Annotated in this window: 14 protein-coding genes; 8 read left to right on the plus strand and 6 right to left on the minus strand. The window is 66.9% G+C overall.

Annotated features, from left to right (window positions below; all coding sequences use genetic code 11):
• Positions 1–113: 113 nt before the first annotated feature.
• The gene (locus tag ACN0V4_RS04590) at positions 114–1,715 is read left to right on the plus strand and encodes a sulfotransferase (protein ID WP_417673467.1); all 1,602 of its coding nucleotides are present in this window, start codon (positions 114–116) and stop codon (positions 1,713–1,715) included.
• A gap of 87 nt (positions 1,716–1,802) precedes the next feature.
• On the opposite strand, the gene ACN0V4_RS04595 is transcribed toward ACN0V4_RS04590, so the two are convergent.
• Both ACN0V4_RS04595 and ACN0V4_RS04600 read right to left on the minus strand, forming a co-directional pair.
• Positions 1,803–2,663 (minus strand): 3-hydroxyacyl-CoA dehydrogenase, encoded by an 861-nt coding sequence (locus tag ACN0V4_RS04595; RefSeq protein ID WP_417673469.1) that lies wholly within the window; start codon positions 2,661–2,663, stop codon positions 1,803–1,805.
• Entirely contained in the window at positions 2,660–3,295 is a 636-nt protein-coding gene (locus tag ACN0V4_RS04600) for a TetR/AcrR family transcriptional regulator (protein ID WP_417673471.1), read from the minus strand. Before ACN0V4_RS04600 ends, ACN0V4_RS04595 begins: the two co-directional genes overlap by 4 nt.
• A 325-nt stretch (positions 3,296–3,620) precedes the next feature.
• Here ACN0V4_RS04600 and gdhA point away from each other — a divergent pair, with 325 nt between their 5' ends.
• Positions 3,621–4,976, plus strand: coding sequence for an NADP-specific glutamate dehydrogenase (gdhA, locus tag ACN0V4_RS04605; protein ID WP_417673473.1), 1,356 nt, complete (start codon positions 3,621–3,623; stop codon positions 4,974–4,976).
• 19 nt (positions 4,977–4,995) lie between these two features.
• Here gdhA and ACN0V4_RS04610 read toward each other — a convergent pair whose 3' ends face one another.
• The 4 genes from ACN0V4_RS04610 to ACN0V4_RS04625 are packed head-to-tail and all read right to left on the minus strand — an operon-like array spanning position 4,996 to position 10,193.
• The gene (locus ACN0V4_RS04610) at positions 4,996–6,084 is read right to left on the minus strand and encodes a glycosyltransferase family 2 protein (RefSeq protein WP_417673920.1); all 1,089 of its coding nucleotides are present in this window, start codon (positions 6,082–6,084) and stop codon (positions 4,996–4,998) included.
• Positions 6,085–6,087: 3 nt separating this feature from the next.
• Entirely contained in the window at positions 6,088–6,795 is a 708-nt protein-coding gene (locus ACN0V4_RS04615) for an FkbM family methyltransferase (protein ID WP_417673475.1), read from the minus strand.
• 3 nt (positions 6,796–6,798) lie between these two features.
• Positions 6,799–9,165 (minus strand): glycosyltransferase family 2 protein, encoded by a 2,367-nt coding sequence (locus ACN0V4_RS04620; protein ID WP_417673477.1) that lies wholly within the window; start codon positions 9,163–9,165, stop codon positions 6,799–6,801.
• Positions 9,165–10,193 (minus strand): glycosyltransferase family 2 protein, encoded by a 1,029-nt coding sequence (locus tag ACN0V4_RS04625; protein ID WP_417673479.1) that lies wholly within the window; start codon positions 10,191–10,193, stop codon positions 9,165–9,167. Before ACN0V4_RS04625 ends, ACN0V4_RS04620 begins: the two co-directional genes overlap by 1 nt.
• A gap of 203 nt (positions 10,194–10,396) precedes the next feature.
• On the opposite strand from ACN0V4_RS04625, the gene ACN0V4_RS04630 reads away from it, so the two are divergent.
• The 6 genes from ACN0V4_RS04630 to ACN0V4_RS04655 all read left to right on the plus strand — a co-directional run bounded on the left by ACN0V4_RS04630 (position 10,397) and on the right by ACN0V4_RS04655 (position 16,282).
• Positions 10,397–11,305, plus strand: coding sequence for an AAA family ATPase (locus ACN0V4_RS04630; protein ID WP_417673481.1), 909 nt, complete (start codon positions 10,397–10,399; stop codon positions 11,303–11,305).
• Positions 11,306–11,383: 78 nt separating this feature from the next.
• Complete coding sequence (locus tag ACN0V4_RS04635; RefSeq protein WP_417673483.1) at positions 11,384–12,637, plus strand: vWA domain-containing protein; 1,254 nt, start codon at positions 11,384–11,386, stop codon at positions 12,635–12,637.
• A 536-nt stretch (positions 12,638–13,173) separates the two neighbouring features.
• The gene (locus tag ACN0V4_RS04640) at positions 13,174–13,644 is read left to right on the plus strand and encodes a DUF1203 domain-containing protein (protein ID WP_417673485.1); all 471 of its coding nucleotides are present in this window, start codon (positions 13,174–13,176) and stop codon (positions 13,642–13,644) included.
• Entirely contained in the window at positions 13,641–14,615 is a 975-nt protein-coding gene (locus tag ACN0V4_RS04645; protein WP_417673487.1) for an XdhC family protein, read from the plus strand. The genes ACN0V4_RS04640 and ACN0V4_RS04645 overlap by 4 nt, the downstream gene beginning before the upstream one ends.
• A complete protein-coding gene (locus tag ACN0V4_RS04650; RefSeq protein ID WP_417673489.1) occupies positions 14,612–15,622 on the plus strand; it encodes a molybdopterin-binding protein in 1,011 nt (336 codons plus the stop codon). Before ACN0V4_RS04645 ends, ACN0V4_RS04650 begins: the two co-directional genes overlap by 4 nt.
• A 174-nt stretch (positions 15,623–15,796) precedes the next feature.
• A complete protein-coding gene (locus ACN0V4_RS04655) occupies positions 15,797–16,282 on the plus strand; it encodes a (2Fe-2S)-binding protein (RefSeq protein WP_417673491.1) in 486 nt (161 codons plus the stop codon).
• Positions 16,283–16,350: the final 68 nt, after the last annotated feature.

Here is a 16,350-nt window from a genome sequence, read left to right on the forward strand (position 1 = left end):
CCAAGGGTTGGTCGAGGCAAGAACGTTGACGCATGCTCTTGACGCTTTAAACAGGCGGCAGCCGCCATTTCCGGGGCGAGGATATCGCCCCGACGACCTTGAAGGAACCGCCGATGCCGCCCACCCTCTCTGCCGACACGCTGCTGAGCCGCGCCAAATCCGCCGCCCGGGCGGGCGATGTGGTGGGCGCGGTGATGGCCTATCTCGCGGTGCGGGAGAGGTTCCCCTCGAACAGGCAGGTGGGCGAGGGCTTGGCGGTGCTGCGGCCGAAGCTGGCCGATCTGCTGGCGGCGGCGCAGGCAGCGCAGGCGCAGGGCGCCTGGGGCGAGGCGGAACGGCAGCTGGTCGCGGCCTTCGCCCTGGCCCCCGAGGGGACGCAGATCGGCACCGCCCTGGCGGCCTGCCGTCTGGAGATGGGGCGCGCGCCCGCCGCTTTGCGCGCGGCGGTGGCCGTGCTGGCCCGGGCGCCGGGCGATCCGGCGGCGCTGAACCTCAAGGGTCGGGCGCTGCGCGAGATGGGGCAGGCTGCGGCGGCGGAGGAGAGCCTGCGCGCCGCGCTGGGCCATCCCGAGACCGAGGCGCGCACGCTCAACAACCTCGGCCTTCTCGCTCGCGCCCGTGGCGACCGGGCGGCGGCGGCTGACTACTTTCGCCGTGCCCTGGTGCTGACGCCGGCGGATGCCGGGCTCCACCGCAACCTCGCCTATGCGATCACCTATACCGCGGATGAGCCGCATCTGGCCGAGATGCGCGAGCGGCTTGCCGCGCTGGGCCCCGAGACGGCGGAGGCGGTGCCGCTGCATTTCGCGCTGTTCAAGGCGCTCGACGATCTGGGTCAGCGCCAGCAGGCCTTTTCCCATCTGCAAACCGGCAACCGGCTGGAAAAGGCCCGGCTGGGCTATGATTTCCAGACAGACGCGCTGCCCTATGCGCTGAGCCGCGCGCTCTTCAAATCGGTGCCCGAACCGGTGGCGGTGAAGACGCCCGCCAGCCCGCGACCGGTCTTCGTCACCGGCCTGCCGCGGTCAGGCACCACGCTGGTCGAACGCATCCTGTCGCGCGCCGAGGGGGTGCAGCCCTGTGGCGAGCTGACGGTGGTGCAGCTTGCGGTGGGCGAGATGCTGCGCGAGATCATGGGGCGCGAGGTGCGCCAGATCACGGCGGCGGATATTGCCAGCCTGAGGGCGCGTCTGCTGGAGGAACTGGCCGAATATTCCGATGGCAGCCCGGTGATGATCGACAAGATGCCACTGGATTTTCGCTGGATCGGTTATCTCTGTGCCGCGCTGCCCGAGGCGCGGATCGTCCATGTCGCCCGCGATCCGATGGCGGTGGCCTGGTCGATCTACCGCTTGTCCTTTGTCGGTCAGGGTAACGCCTTTGCCTATGATATCGGCGATATCGCCCGTTTCATGGTGCTGCACCGCGATCTGATGGCCCATTGGCGCGGGCTCTATCCCGATCGGATCTTCGATCTGGACTATGCCCGGTTGGTTGAGACCCCCGATCCGGCCACCCGCGATCTGGCCGAGGCCGTGGGGCTTGACTGGTCCGAGGACTGGCTTACCCCGGAACGCGCCGAGGTTCAGGCGCTGACCGCCAGCGCCGACCAGGTGCGCCGCCCGATCTATCGGGGCAGCGACGCCGGCTGGCGTGCCTATGAGGCCGAACTGGCGCCGCTCAGGGCCGCGCTGCAGCGGGTGGGGCTGATCTGAGGTGCTGCACCCGGCAAGCCTGCTCGGGGCTGCAAATGCAACAGGGGGCCTGTGCCCCCTGTTATCGTCGGTAGCAACCGGTCCCGGTCAGTCGCGCGGGTATTTATAGAACCCTTCGCCGGTGGCGACGCCCAGCTTGCCCTTGTCGATATAGTCTTCCTTCAGCAGCGCCGCGAACCTGAGCTGGGTGTCGTCCTGCGACATCAGCGAGATGTTATAGGCGGTGGTCAGCCCGACGATATCGTAAATCTCGAATGGCCCCTTGGGGGCGCCGGTGGCGATGCGCCAGGTCTTGTCGATATCGGCGGGGCTGGCGATACCATTGGTGAAAAGCCCGGCCGCCGCCCGCAGGAAAGGCACCAGCAGCGAATTCAGCACATAGCCCGGCTGTTCCTTCAGCACCTCGATCGGCTCCATCCCTATGGCGCGGGCGAAGGCGACCACTTCGGCATGCACCTTCGGGTCGGTGCCGGGGTGATCCATGATCTCGGCGATGTTGTGGGTCCAGATCTCATTGGCGAAATGCAGCGAGGTGAACTGGGCCGGCCGCCCGGTCGCCTCGGCCATGGCCGAGGGCAGCAGGGTCGAGGAGTTCGAGGCGAAGATGGTCTTCGCCGGCGCCACCTTGGCCAGCTCGCCATAGACCTTGCGCTTGATCTCGATCGCCTCGGGCACCGCCTCGATCACCAGATCGGCGTTTTTCACCGCCTCGGCCAGATCGGTGGCATAGCCGAGGTTGGTCAGCGCATTGGCGACATCGGTTTGTTCGGCGCTGGGCAGATCGTCGAGATAGCGCGCAGCAAGCCAGTCCATGGTCTGTTTCGCCTTGGCGATCTGGGCGTCGCCGATGTCATAGGCGATGACCTGGAAGCCGTGATAGGCGGTCTGAAAGGCGATCTGCGCCCCCAGCACGCCGGTGCCCAGCACGGTGACGTTCTTGATGGTCATGAGAGGTTTCCTTTCGGGGATGAGGAGAGAGGAAGGCGCGGTGCGATCATGGCGGCGCGCAGGAAGGCCAGATAGATATCCTGCCGCGGCAGGGCCGGTTCGACCGCCCGTTGCAGCGCCAGCCCGGTCCAGAGCGCATAGAGGCCGACAGACAGCTCGCGCGCGGGCAGGATCGGCTGCAACCCGTGGCGATGCACCAGATCGGCCATCAGCAGGGCAAAGGCGCGGTGAAACGGCTCGGCCACGGCGCGATAGCCTTCCGCGAAGGCGGGATCGCGCTGGGCGTGCAGCTTGAAATCGGCGTTGATGCGCGACCACTCCTCGGTCTCGCCATGTTCGGCCAGCCAGCGGGCGATATCGTGCATGTCCTGGTCGAGGCTGCCCTGGCCCAGGCCGGCGATCAGGGTCGAGAGATTGGCGGCCTCTTCCTCGATATGCCGTTCCATCAGGGCCAGCAGCAGATCGTCGCGGCTGGAGAAGTTGGAATAGAAGGCGCCCTGGCTATAGCCGGCCGCCTCGCAGACCGCACGGATCGACAGCGCGCTGAGCCCTTCGGCGAAAATCGCCTCGGCCGCGGCATCAAGCAGCCGGCCACGGGTCTGTTCCTGGGTCTGTTTTCGGGTCAGGCGCATGTTTCACATCTCACTTGGTATTTAGATGTCGATTGATATGTGGAATGTCAAGCCGGCCGGATGGCGCGGGGCGGGTGACGTTGCTGCGGGCGGCGTGGGGATCGGCCGTCGCGGGGGCCTGGCATGGGGGCGACAGGGTGGCGCAGGAAGAGTGAGGTCGGGCGCGATGGCCCGAGGGTGGCGGAACCGTCGCGGGCCCCTGGGCGCATCCTGCGCGACCATTTGTATAATGATTATAAACTAGACGTTATCGACTTTACTTGCCTAAAGATTGGTCTGTAGGAGTGCCGGACGACCTGAATCATCTAAATTTGTGAGGCTCTCCATGAACAGCATTGATGAAAAACTCCACCCGATCCTTGCCGATGTGATGCGTCGGAATGCGGGCGAGCCGGAGTTTCTGCAGGCGGTTCATGAGGTGCTGGAAAGCCTGGGCCGGGTCGTCGCCAAGCATCCGCATTATCTGGATCAGGCGCTGATCGAGCGGATTTGCGAACCCGAACGGCAGATCATCTTCCGCATTCCCTGGGTGGACGATCAGGGCAGGGTGCAGATCAATCGCGGGTTCCGCGTGCAATTCAACTCTGCCCTCGGACCATACAAGGGGGGTATGCGGTTCCACCCCTCGGTCAATGTCGGGATCATCAAGTTCCTCGGGTTCGAACAGACCTTCAAGAACGCGCTCACCGGTCTGCCGATCGGCGGCGGCAAGGGCGGGTCTGACTTCGATCCCAAGGGCAAGTCGGACGGTGAGATCATGCGGTTCTGCCAATCGCTAATGACCGAGCTGCACCGCCATCTGGGCGAACAGACCGATGTGCCCGCGGGCGATATCGGCGTCGGCGGGCGCGAGATCGGGTATATGTTCGGCCAGTACAAGCGCCTGAACAACCGCTACGAGGCCGGGGTGTTCACCGGCAAGGCGCTGGCCTTCGGCGGCTCGCGCGCGCGGACCGAGGCGACCGGCTATGGCAATACCTATTTCGTCAAGGCGATGCTTGAGACGCGCGGCACCGATTTCGACGGCAAGCGCGTGGTGGTCTCGGGGTCGGGCAATGTGGCGACCTATTCGATCGAGAAGGTCCAGGCCTATGGCGGCGTGGTCGTCGCCTGCTCGGATTCGAGCGGTTATATCATCGACGAGAACGGCATCGACCTGGAGTTGCTGAAGGAGATCAAGGGCATCCGCCGCGAACGGATTTCGGAATATGCCCGCCGCAGGGGCGAGGGGGTGCATTTCATTCCGGTCGACAAGGGGTCGATCTGGGATGTGCCCTGTGATGTGGCGATGCCCTCGGCGACGCAGAACGAATTGTCGGGCAAGGGGGCGCGCAGCCTGGTGAAAAACGGGGTGATCGCGGTGGGCGAGGGCGCCAACATGCCCTGCACCCCCGAGGCGATCCACATCTTCCGCCAGGCCGGCGTGCTCTTTGCCCCGGGCAAGGCGGCGAATGCCGGTGGCGTGGCGACCTCGGCGCTTGAGATGCAGCAGAACGCCAGCCGGGACAGCTGGAGCTTTGCCAAGACCGAGGAGCGGCTGGCCGGCATCATGCGCGGCATTCACGACACCTGCGCCGCCACGGCCGAGGAGTACGGCGCGCCAGGCGACTATGTGCTTGGCGCCAATATCGCCGGCTTCGTCCGGGTGGCGGAAGCGATGCGCATGCTCGGGGTGATCTGACCCTGGGGGAGAGACCCCGTTATTGCGGGGTCTCTCCTTCACCAGGCGTGTCTTTTTCGCCCCCGGCCTCTTTCATCCGCCCCAGATTGGCGAAACCGGTCAGCGTCCGGGCCGAGTTCTGCGAGATCGGGCGCGATGGCGGCGTCATCAGCAGCCGGGCGAAGAGGGCGCGATAGGGTTCCTGCTCCATCAACTCCAGGAACCGCTGCTGACGCCATTGCACCGCGGCCAGATGCAGCCGGTGAAGCTCGGGGTCGGCGTGCAGATCCTTGCGCAGCGGCAGGCTCTTAGGGGCGATGGCGCGGACCGAATTGTCGACATCGGTGTTGAAGTTCCGCTCCACCCAGTAATCGACATCCAGCATATGGTCGGAATGCACCGCCCGGCCGCGATCGGCCTTCAGCACGAAGCTTTCCATCGTGCCGAGCGGATAGTGGTTGAGCTGCGCCAGCTTGTAATTCGGCCGACCATAGGCGCTGAACACGCGTGAGGTCTTGATCTGTTCGCCCAGGTCGCGGCCCTCGCCGTCGAACCAGCGGGCATTGGCCAGCCGGTCGGGATCGGGGCCGCGGGGGCGATGCACCCCCAGTTTGCTATAGGTGCCGTCGTTGCGGTAGAGCGTCTTGAACATCGAGGCGCGCCAGGGCCAGAACATCACCGCCGGGGCGCAGCGCACGAAGCTGTCGGTGATCGGCCGGTCGCGATAGCGGATGGTGTCGGCATTCCCGAACAGCCGCCAGGTCAGGGTGATCGCCGTCGCCTCGGGCAGCGCCGCCCAGAGCGCGGCAAGGGTATGATCGCCCACATGGATATTGACGAATTCGTCGATGTCGAGCGTCAGGATCCAGTCGGCCTTCTTCACCAGCCTGTGCTTGCCGGCCTTCTTCATCGCGGTGAACTGGATGCCGCCCTTGTCATGGGGGCTGTCGTTGCGCAGATGGGTCAGCCAGCCCAGATCCGCCAGCCGGTCCAGCATCAGGTCGGTGCCATCCTGGCAATCGTTCGACAACACGAGGAAATCGGTGAACCCCACCGCGCGGTGATGCGCCAGCCATTCCAGCAGAAAGGCGCCCTCGTTGCGGACGGTGAGGACGGCCAGCGCGCGCATCATTCACCAACCCCGCTTGAAGGTGACGACCTTGCCGTGCGAAGCCTTGGGGAAATAGGTGAGGCCAGCGTCGGACATCAGGCGGAATACCGCCTCGGTGCCAGCCTGGCCGAAGACCTGCGGGTGCAGTTCCAGAACGACGAGACGCAGTCCGGACAGATCCATCAGTGGCAGCAGGTGCAGCTCGGCCCCCTCGATATCGCAGACCAGCGCGGTGGGCTTGATCTCGGCGAAGACCTCCGCGACCGGGCGCACCGGCACGGTCTCGCGCGCGATCACCCCGCCGTGCCGGTCGCCGAGATTGTCCTCCATCGAGGAGGCGACGAAATCGCCGCGCACGTAGAAGGTGACCTCGCCCGCCGTGTCGCCCAGAAGCGCGTTGTGCAATGTCACCCCGGTCACCCCGTTGGCCTCGTGGACCGAACGGATATAGGGGATCATCGCCGGATTGGCCTCGAAGGCGTGGATTTCGCCCACCTTCAGCGCCTTGGCCATCAGGGTGGACATATAGCCCATGCCGGCGCCCAGTTCGATCACCCGGTCATCGGGCTTGATCTGGCTGAGCACCGCCTCGCTTTCCTTCAGCTCATAGGCATCCTTGTGCAGCAGGCTGCGGCGCTTGCGGTCGATCACCCGCGGATCATAGGGGAACTTCAGCCCGCGCGAACGGATGAATTTCGGCGTGCCTTCGGGTTTGACGGATGTATCCATCGTTCAGCTCTCCAGATCCAGCGCCAGCGCATAGGCGGCGCGTTCCACTCCGTTCAGTTTGATCTCCAGCGCTTGCTGATACAACTCCTGAAACTCCGCCATGCCGTGCAGCTCGTCCGCCTTGGCGCGGTGCCACTCCAACCCGGTCCGATGCAGCGCGGCCAAAGTCTTATCCGCCATCAGCCGGTCGTATTCGGCCTGAAGCCGCGGCAGGTTGCGCTGGATGGTGATGTCGCGGGCATCGTCCCAGTCCATCCGGATCCAGTAGTTCAGCCCGATCGAGCGGTCGACATGCAGCGCCCGGCCGCGCTGGCGCTTGACCAGAAAGCTTTCGGCCGAGCGCAGCGCATAGTGGTTCAGTTGCAGAAGGTCATAGCCGATCGACCGGGTCGAGCTGCGCCAGCCGTTGTCGATCGCCTCCTTGGTCATGTCGCGGCCCGAGCCGTTGACCCAGAGCACCTGGTCGCGCTTGTCCTCCTCCAGCTTGTTGGGGCGGTGGCAGGACAGTTTCGAATAGGCGCCGATGTTGCGGAACATGGTCTTGAAGCCCCAGACCGTATGCGGCTTGGGGCAGAATTTCGGGGCGCAGCGGTCGAATTGCTCGATGACAAAGCGATCCTCCAGCCGGGTCACCCCGCTGTGACCGAACAGCCGCCAGGTCATCGCCACATTGGTGGCCTCGGGCACGGCGGTGAAGAAATCCGCGAGCGTGCCATTGCCGCAGCGCACGTTGACGAATTCGTCGACGTCGATGTGCAGGAGCCAGTCGGCGGTCTTCACCAGGGGTTCTTTCAGCGACAGGTTCAGCGCGTGCTGCTGCGGTGACTTGCCCTTCCAGTCGTCGTTGTTGCGGTGCTGGACCACGCCCATCTCTTGCAGCCGGCCGAGGATTTCATCGGTGCCGTCGGTGCAGTCATTGGTATAGATCAGGAAATTGTCGACCCCGATGGCGCGATGATAGGCCACCCATTCGACGATATAGGGCGCTTCGTTCTTCATGCAGCCGACAATGACCGTGCCGGTGGAGCCTTCGGGCAGCACCCGCGGCGGCACGGCGGCATAGGGCGGCAGAACCTTGTCCTCTGCCACCGTGCCGATCCGGTCGTGCGGCGCATAGGCGGTGGTTCTGAGATGGGCGAATTTCTCCTGCGCGAGCGGTGGCAGGATGCGGCGGGCGGTCTCGCTCAGCCCGTCGTCCTCCGGGTGCTCGGGCCGCTCGGCCTCGCGCTCGGCGGCCGCCAGATCGGCGGCCTTGCCCTTGGTCTCGACATGAGAGGCCTTGTCGAGCCGCCCCATGAAGGTCAGCAGATATTGCGAGGCGCGATAACCGAATTCGGGATCGGCCTCCTGCCAGTCGGGCAGGGGCGCGTCGGGGACGAAGGTCTCGGCCGTCAGCGCCGGCTGGGTCTCCCGCAGCGCCGCATTCGCCGCCGCGAACCGCGCGGAGATGGCCGCGAGCGAGCCCGCCGCGATCGGGGCGCCGTCGATCCGGATTTCGTCCAGAAAGCTGTGCCAGAGCGTCCGGGGCAGGATGCGGGCGCGGTGTTCCAGCACCTTCAGCAGCAGCTCGTTCATCTGCCGGCTGCGTGCCAGCCAGGCCGCCGGGGGCTGCGGCAGGACCGGATCGGGCTCTGCCCGGCCGAGCGGCGCGCCCAGCCCGAAGCTCTGCACCAGCTCGTCGGCCAGCGCCTCGCCATGAAACCGCGCCTCGTCATAGGGGCGCAGCGTGACGCTGCCGGTGCCGAAGGTGCCTTGCCAGAAGTCCACCAGCGCGGTGTAATCCAGCCAGAAGGGCGCGCCCTGGGTTTCCAGGAATTGCCCGCCGGCGGGATCGGGCGCCGGGGCGCCGTCAAGTGCGGCTTGCCACCAGGGCGCGCCGGATCGGGCCAGGGCGATTTCGCGGGTCAGCGGCACCGCACGCCCCTCCATCACCTGGGCGGCATAGGTCCGCGCCAGCGCCCGGGCCGGGTCGTCCACGTGGGCGATGATGCGGATGTCCTCGGACAGCGGCGCCAGCAGATCGCGCAGCCGCTCCAATTCCGACACCCGGCAGAGCGAGCTGCCAAGTTGCAGCGCCGTCAGGATCATCGCCTGCGGCTTTTCCCGCGCCACATCGGCGGCCAGGCTCTGCGCCAGCATCTCGCGCAGCTTCTTTTGCTTCGCCGCCGGGATGAACCCACGGTTGAAGCGCAGCGGGTCGACATGGTCGGGATCGGTCACCGCCATGTAAAGCCGGGTGTGGTTGCGCCCGCCCAGCGTGCCGGGCAGCAGCACGCCCTGCGCCTTCAGCGCCTCGCGATGCAGATCGAGCTGGGCCTGCAGCCGCCCGCCGCCGATGTCCTGCGGTCCGATATGCAGATGGATACGCATCAGGCAATTCCCAAGGTCTTCAGCATCGCCTCTTCCTGCGGCGGCAGGGTCGAGGCGGCGCGCAATTGTGCTTGCATCTGGCGATAGGCGGGCTTGGCGAGCAGCTCGTCGCGCTTGGCGCGATGCAGTCGAACCGCCTCCGCATGCAGGGCGCCGATCTCGGGATCGGCCTTCAGCTCGGCGAGGGCGGTCTCGAGCGCGGGGAGATGCCGCCGGATCGACAGATCCTGCCAGGCCGGATCGTTGCGCTCGCGCCAGTAACTGTCGTCAAAGGCGCGGTTCTCGCGGTTCACGTCGCCGCGGTCGTTCTTGACCAGATAGCTGTCGAGCGAGCGCAGCGCATAATGGTTCAGCGTCGCGAAGTCCCGCGCGCCCTTGGCCGGGAACTTGCGGATGCGGTTCGGATTGGCCGCGACCAGGAACTTGTGCTGCACCGGCCGGCCCGATCCGTCGGTCCAGATCGGGCGCGCTTCCCCCGTGAGGCCCTTCTTGAAAAACGGCCGATGGGCGCCGAAATACTGCAGTGGAAAATCGCGCCGGATCAGTGTCTTGACCTCCTGCGCGGTCTGATCGCACCAGATGTCGGGATTATGGCTGCGGGTGAATTGCGCGATCACCGGCGCATCCTCGAACGTCTCGATCCCGTCATTGGCGAAGAACTGGAAGGTGATCGAAATCGCCTGCGGATCGCCTGAGGCCGCGATCAGCGCCGGGATGGTGTGATCGCCCACATGGATGTTGAGGAATTCGTCGACATCGGCGATCCAGACCCAGTCAGAGTCGCGCACCAGCGGCAATTGGCCGGCATGCTTCAAGGCCTCCATCTGGTAATTCCGCCCCTCCGCCGGGTTCGGCAGATGGGTGACCAGTCCGCGCGCCGCAAGGGCATCCAGCAGCCGGTCGGTGCCGTCGGAACAATCGTTGGAATAGAACAGGTGATCGGTCACCCCGATCAGCCGGTTGAAGGCGATCCATTCCAGCAGGAACGGCCCTTCGTTCTTCACGCAGGTCACCGCGGTGATCCGCATGTCGCCTCCTTTACTGGCCGGTCGGCTCCTGCCGGGGGCGGCCTCTGCTCACTCTTCACCCAAGGCGGGGTTCGCCCCCGTCATCTTGGCCCGAACCATCGCAGCTTGGCGCAGGAGCGTCAATATTGCGTGACCCCCGCCGGATCATCCCCGGCTTGACCGCTGGGGCCTGTTCGGCGTTCTCTGGGGGCAGGAGGAGACCCATGCAAAACCCCAATTCGATCGAGGCGGTGCAAAGCCTGTTGGCGCGGCAGAACTATGTCTGCGACCGGGCGCTCGGCACGGTCGCCTTTCTGGCCCTGAAACTTGGTCGGCCGCTGTTTCTGGAAGGTGAGCCCGGCACCGGCAAGACCGAGATCGCCAAGGCGCTGGCCAAGGGGCTGAACCGCCGGCTGATCCGGCTGCAATGCTACGAGGGGCTCGACGCGGCGAGCGCGGTCTATGAATGGAACTTTCCCGCCCAGATGATCGCCATCCGCACCGCCGAAGCCGAGGGCAACGCCGATCGCGATACGCTGCAACGCGATCTCTTCGGGGCCGATTACCTGATCGAACGGCCGCTCCTGCAGGCGATGCGCCCCGATGAACATGGCGCCCCGGTGTTGCTGATCGACGAGATCGACCGCACCGACGAACCCTTCGAGGCCTTTCTGCTCGAGGCGCTGTCGGACTATCAGGTCACCATCCCCGAGCTTGGCCCCATCGTCGCGCCCGAGCCGCCGATCGTGATCCTCACCTCCAACCGCACCCGCGAGGTGCACGACGCGCTGAAACGCCGTTGCCTCTATCACTGGGTCGATTACCCCGACTTCGAGCGTGAGATCGACATCCTGCACGCCCGCGTGCCGGAGGCGGCCGAGGCGCTCAGCCGCGAGGTGGTGGCCTTTGTCCAGCGGCTGCGCACCGAGGATCTGTTCAAGAAGCCCGGTGTCGCCGAAACCGTCGACTGGGCCAAATGCCTGCTGGCGCTCGACGTGATCGCGCTCAGCCCGCAGGTGATCGCCGATACCCTGGGGGCGATCCTCAAGTACCAGGACGATATCCAGCGCCTGCAAGGGTCCGAGGCCAAGCGCATCCTGGATGAGGTCCGCGCCGGCCTCGGGCCGGCGTGACTGCCATGTCGCCCGCCTGCGCCTTCTTCTCTGTGAAAATACTCCGGGGGTCTGGGGGCAGCGCCCCCAGGAGGTTTGATGCCTGAATACGCCCCCCTCGACCTTCCCGAGACACCGCAACTCATCCAGAACATCACCTGGTTCGCCCGCGCCCTGCGCAAGGCCGGGCTGCCGATCGGGCCGGGCCGGGTGGCCGAGGCGATCCGCGCCGTGGTCGCCGCCGGCTTCACCTCGCGCGAGGATTTCTTTTACACCTTGCGCGCCTGCTTCTGTTCGCGGCCCGAGCATCTGGTGGTCTTCGCCCAGGTCTTTCGCCTCTATTGGCGCGATCCGCGCTATATGGAACACATGATGGCGATGATGCTGCCCGCCGTGCGCGGCGTGCAGGAGGAACGTCGTGCCCGCCCGGCCGAGAAACGCGCGGCCGAGGCGTTGCTGGATGGTGCCACGCCCGATCTGCCGGAGACCCTGCCGGAGCCGGAGGAGGAGCTGAAGATCGAGGTCGACGCCTCGCGCACCATGTCGGGGCAGGAGCGGCTCAGAACCCTCGACTTCGAACAGATGAGCACCGAGGAGATGACGCAGGCCAAACGCATGCTGGCGCGCCTCACCCTGCCGGTGCCGCCCTTGCCGTCGCGCCGGCTGCGCGCCACCTCGTCCGGGGGCCGCTATGACGCGCGCCGCACCCTGCGGCTGGCGATGCGCCGCGGCGGCGAGATCCGAGATCTCGCCCGGGTCGAACCACGGGTTCGCTGGCCCAATCTGGTGGTGCTTTGCGATATCTCCGGCTCGATGAGCCAATACAGCCGCATGGTGCTGCATTTCCTCCATGCGGTGTCGAACGCCAAGGGGCAGGGCTGGGCCCAGGTCCATGCCTTCACCTTCGGCACCAGGCTCACCAATATCACCCGCCACCTGCGCGGTCGCGACGTCGACGCGGCGCTGGCCGCCGCCGGGGCCGAGGCGCAGGATTGGGAGGGCGGCACCAGGATCGGCGCCTGCCTGCGCGCCTTCAATCGCGACTGGTCGCGCCGGGTGCTGGGGCAGGGGGCGGTGGTGCTGCTGATCACCGACGGGCTCGACCGCGACGATCCCGACCAGCTGGCGCGCGAGACCGAACGGCTGCAGCTCTCCTGCCGGCGGCTGATCTGGCTCAACCCGCTGTTGCGCTGGGACGGCTTCGCGCCCAAGGCGCGCGGCATCGCCGCCATGCTTCCCCATGTCGACAGCTTTCGCGCCGGTCACTCCATCGCCTCGCTCGAAGCGCTCGTCATGGCGCTGTCGCGCCCCGATGATCCCGGCGAGAAATCGCGGCTGATGGCGCTGCTCTGATCCGGCGGTCGGCCCGCGCGTCACCTTGGGGAGCCTCCGGCGGGAGTATTTGGGCAGAAGAGAGGCGGCAGGGGGACAAGCTCTGCCGCGCGGCGTTTTTCTCACCGAAAACACCCCCGGCGCTTGCCCCGGGCGCGCCGGTGAAAAAAGGCGCGGGCGGCGGCCATTTGATCTAAATCATTCTAAACTCGGAATATGACGTTTAGCTTCCCCGCTCGAAGCCATTTGCGAGGGGGCGTGTCGCTCAACTGGACAATCGGCGGGCTGCTGCTGGGGCGGTCAGCCTTCAAGCCTGCCGGCTTGCATCTGTCGGCAGGGTGATCCGAGTTTCCGGGGCTGGCGGGCCCCGGGACAGGGTGGCCGGTATTCCCGGCCATCTGCAAGCGGCCCGGTTCCCGTGTTCCTGCCGGGCCGCTTCTGCGCCTTTCTGCCTTGGGGCCTGTTGGGCGCGCCGCTTTGCGCAGGAAGCGGGTCGCCCGGCAGGGGCGCCGCCGCTTAGGTCTGATCCGACAACTTCAACCGGAAAGGACTTTGCCATGACCCTGCAGTTTCACCCCTATGACAGCGCCTTTGTCGCTTCGGTTCGCGCCGGAGGGCCCGACGCCAATGGCCAGCCGGCCGAACGGGCGGTCTCTGACGGCGCCGGCACCCCCTGTCGCCACTGCCTGCAGAACATCCCCGAAGGCGCGCCCATGCTGATCCTTGCCGCGCGGCCCTTCCCGGCGCTGCAGCCCTATGCGGAGACCGGGCCGATCTTTCTCTGCGCCGAGGACTGCGCCCCCTGGGACGGCGATGGTGTGCCGGAAATCCTGACCACCGCCCCCGACTATCTGCTGAAGGGCTATGGCGCCAATGACCGGATCGTCTATGGCACCGGCAGGGTCGTGCCCTCCGACGATCTGCCCGCCTATGCGGAAACCTTGCTGGGCGACCCGAGGATCGCCTATGTTGATGTGCGCTCGGCCCGCAACAATTGCTTTCAGGCCCGTATCACGAGGCGACCATGACACAGCCCATCGACAGCATTCCCGAAACCGCGCTCGCCTGGCACCGTGAGGGGCTGGGCGCCGCGCTCGCCACCGTGGTGGAGACCTGGGGCAGCGCGCCGCGCCGGGTCGGCGCCCAGCTCGCCATCGCGGGCGACGGGAGGATCGAAGGCTCGGTCTCGGGCGGTTGCGTCGAGGGCGCGGTGATCGTCGAGGCGCTGGAGGCGCTGGAGGCCGGGGAACACCGGCTTCTGACCTTCGGGGTCAGCGATGGCGACGCCTTCGCCGTGGGGCTGGCCTGCGGCGGCACCATCCGGGTGCTGGTGGAACCGGTGGGCACGGTCCTGTCCGAGGAGATGCTGGCCGAACTGGTCGCCGCCCGCGCCGCGCGCCTGCCCGTCGCCTATGAGGTCAATCTCGCGACCGGCACGCGGCGGCTGCTGCGCGACGGCTATCCCGACCGGATGCGGATGGACCGCTCCGGCTTCGAGGAGGACGGCCAGACCTTTGTCGCTGTTCACAACCCGCCGCTGCGGCTGATCGTGGTGGGCGCCGTCCATATCGCCCAGGCGCTGGTGCCGATGGCGCGGATCGCCGGTTACGATCCGGCGGTGATCGACCCGCGCGATACCTTCGCCTCGCCCGCGCGGTTTCCGGAGACGCGGCTGTTGCACGACTGGCCGGACGAGGCGGTGGCGGAACTCGGCCTCGACACTCGCACCGCGCTGGTGCTCTTGACCCATGATCCCAAGCTCGACGATCCGGCGCTCGAGGCGGGGCTCAGGGCGAACTGCTTCTATATCGGCGCCTTGGGCTCGACCCGCACCCATGCCAGGCGGGTGGCGCGGATGCAGGCGGCGGGCTTCGGCGACGATCAGATCGCCCGCATTCACGGCCCCGTCGGGCTCGATATCGGAGCCGCCAGCCCGGCCGAGATCGCGGTGTCGATCCTGGCCGAGATGACGGCGGTTCTGCGCGGGCGGGCACAATGAAATTCGGCGCCTTGCCCTTGGTCGAGGCAGAAGGGGCGCTCCTCGCCCATTCGGTCGATCTGGATGGTGTGAGGCTGCGCAAGGGAATGTGCCTCGGGCCGGAGGAGATCGCCCGGCTGCGCGCCTCGGGGATGGCGGAGGTGATCTGCGCCCGGCTCGACCCGGACGATCTGCACGAGGATGCCGCCGCGGCCCGGCTTGCCTCTGCCCTGGTCCCCGATCCGCCGGCAGCTGGCCTCCGGCTGACCTCGCCCTTCACCGGACGGGTCAATGTGCTGGCCACTGGCCCGGGGGTGGCGGTGCTGGATGTCGCGGCGATCGAGGCCTTCAATGCGGTTCATCCGATGATCACGTTGGCCACCGTGCCCGCCTTCCGACAGATGGCCGAGGGCGGCATGGTCGCCACCGTCAAGGTGATCTCCTTCGCGGTGCCCGAGGCGGATGTCGCCCGCGCCTGTGCCTTGGCGCCGGCGGCACTGCGGCTTGCCCCGCCGGTCTTGCGCCGCGCCGGGCTGGTGATCACCCGGGTGCCGGGTGGTCCGGACGACACCAAGGCGCGTCGGGTGATCGCCGCCCGCCTTGCCGCGCTGGGGATGGAGCTGGCAGAGGTGCGCGAGGTGCCGCATCGCAGCGGCGATCTCGCCGCCGCGCTGGCCGACCTTCCGGGCGATCTGGCGCTGATCCTCACCGGTTCCGCCACCATGGATATCGACGATGTGGCGCCCGCCGCGCTGCGCCAGGCCGGGGGGCGCATCGAACGGTTCGGCATGCCGGTCGATCCGGGCAATCTCCTCTTTGTCGGCTCGCTCCAGTCCCGCCCGGTGATCGGCCTGCCGGGCTGCGCCCGCTCGCCGGCGCTGAACGGTGCCGATTGGGTGCTCTCCCGCGTCGCCTGCGGCCTGCCGGTCTCGGCCGCCGATATCGCCGGCATGGGGGTGGGCGGCCTACTGAAGGAAATCCCCGAGCGTCGGCACCCCCGCGCCACCCGCGCGCCGGCTGACGACTGATCGCGGCCCAGCCCTTTTTCTAGCCGCAAATATCCCGGGGGAGGGTGGGCGCAGCCCGTCCGGGGGCAGCGCCCCCGTCTCCCCCTACGACGCCGCGCCAAAAATTGAGTTCTCAAGTCCCGGGTGGCGTGCTTAACTCGCCCCATAAGATCCAGTTCATAACGGGAGGTACCCATGACAGAGGTCACGATGACCGTGAACGGCAAGCAGATGCGCGGCGAGGTCGAAGGCCGCACGCTTCTGGTGTCGTTCCTGCGCGATCAGCTCGGGCTCACAGGCACCCATGTCGGCTGCGACACCAGCCAATGCGGCGCCTGTGTGGTTCATGTCGACGGCAAGGCGGTGAAATCCTGCACCATGCTGGCGCTCGAGGCCGATGGCGCCGAGGTGGCGACGATCGAAGGCCAGGCTGCTGCGGATGGATCGCTCAACGTCATCCAGCAGGCGTTCCAGGATCACCATGGGCTGCAATGCGGCTTTTGCACGCCGGGCATGGTGATGAGCGCGGCGGCGCTGCTGAAGGAGAATCCCAAGCCGACCGAGGCGGAGATCCGTCACTATCTCGAAGGCAATATCTGCCGCTGCACCGGCTATCACAACATCGTCAAGGCGATCCTGGCGGCCAGCGGACAAGAGGTTGCCGCCATCGCCGCCGAATGATCGCTGGTTGAGGCCGTCCGCCGCGAAGCCCCCGGAGGAGGGGGGCGCGTCGCGGCCAGCGGGCGGCC

This window comes from Pseudodonghicola sp., from assembly GCF_048268305.1.
GTDB lineage: Bacteria > Pseudomonadota > Alphaproteobacteria > Rhodobacterales > Rhodobacteraceae > Pseudodonghicola.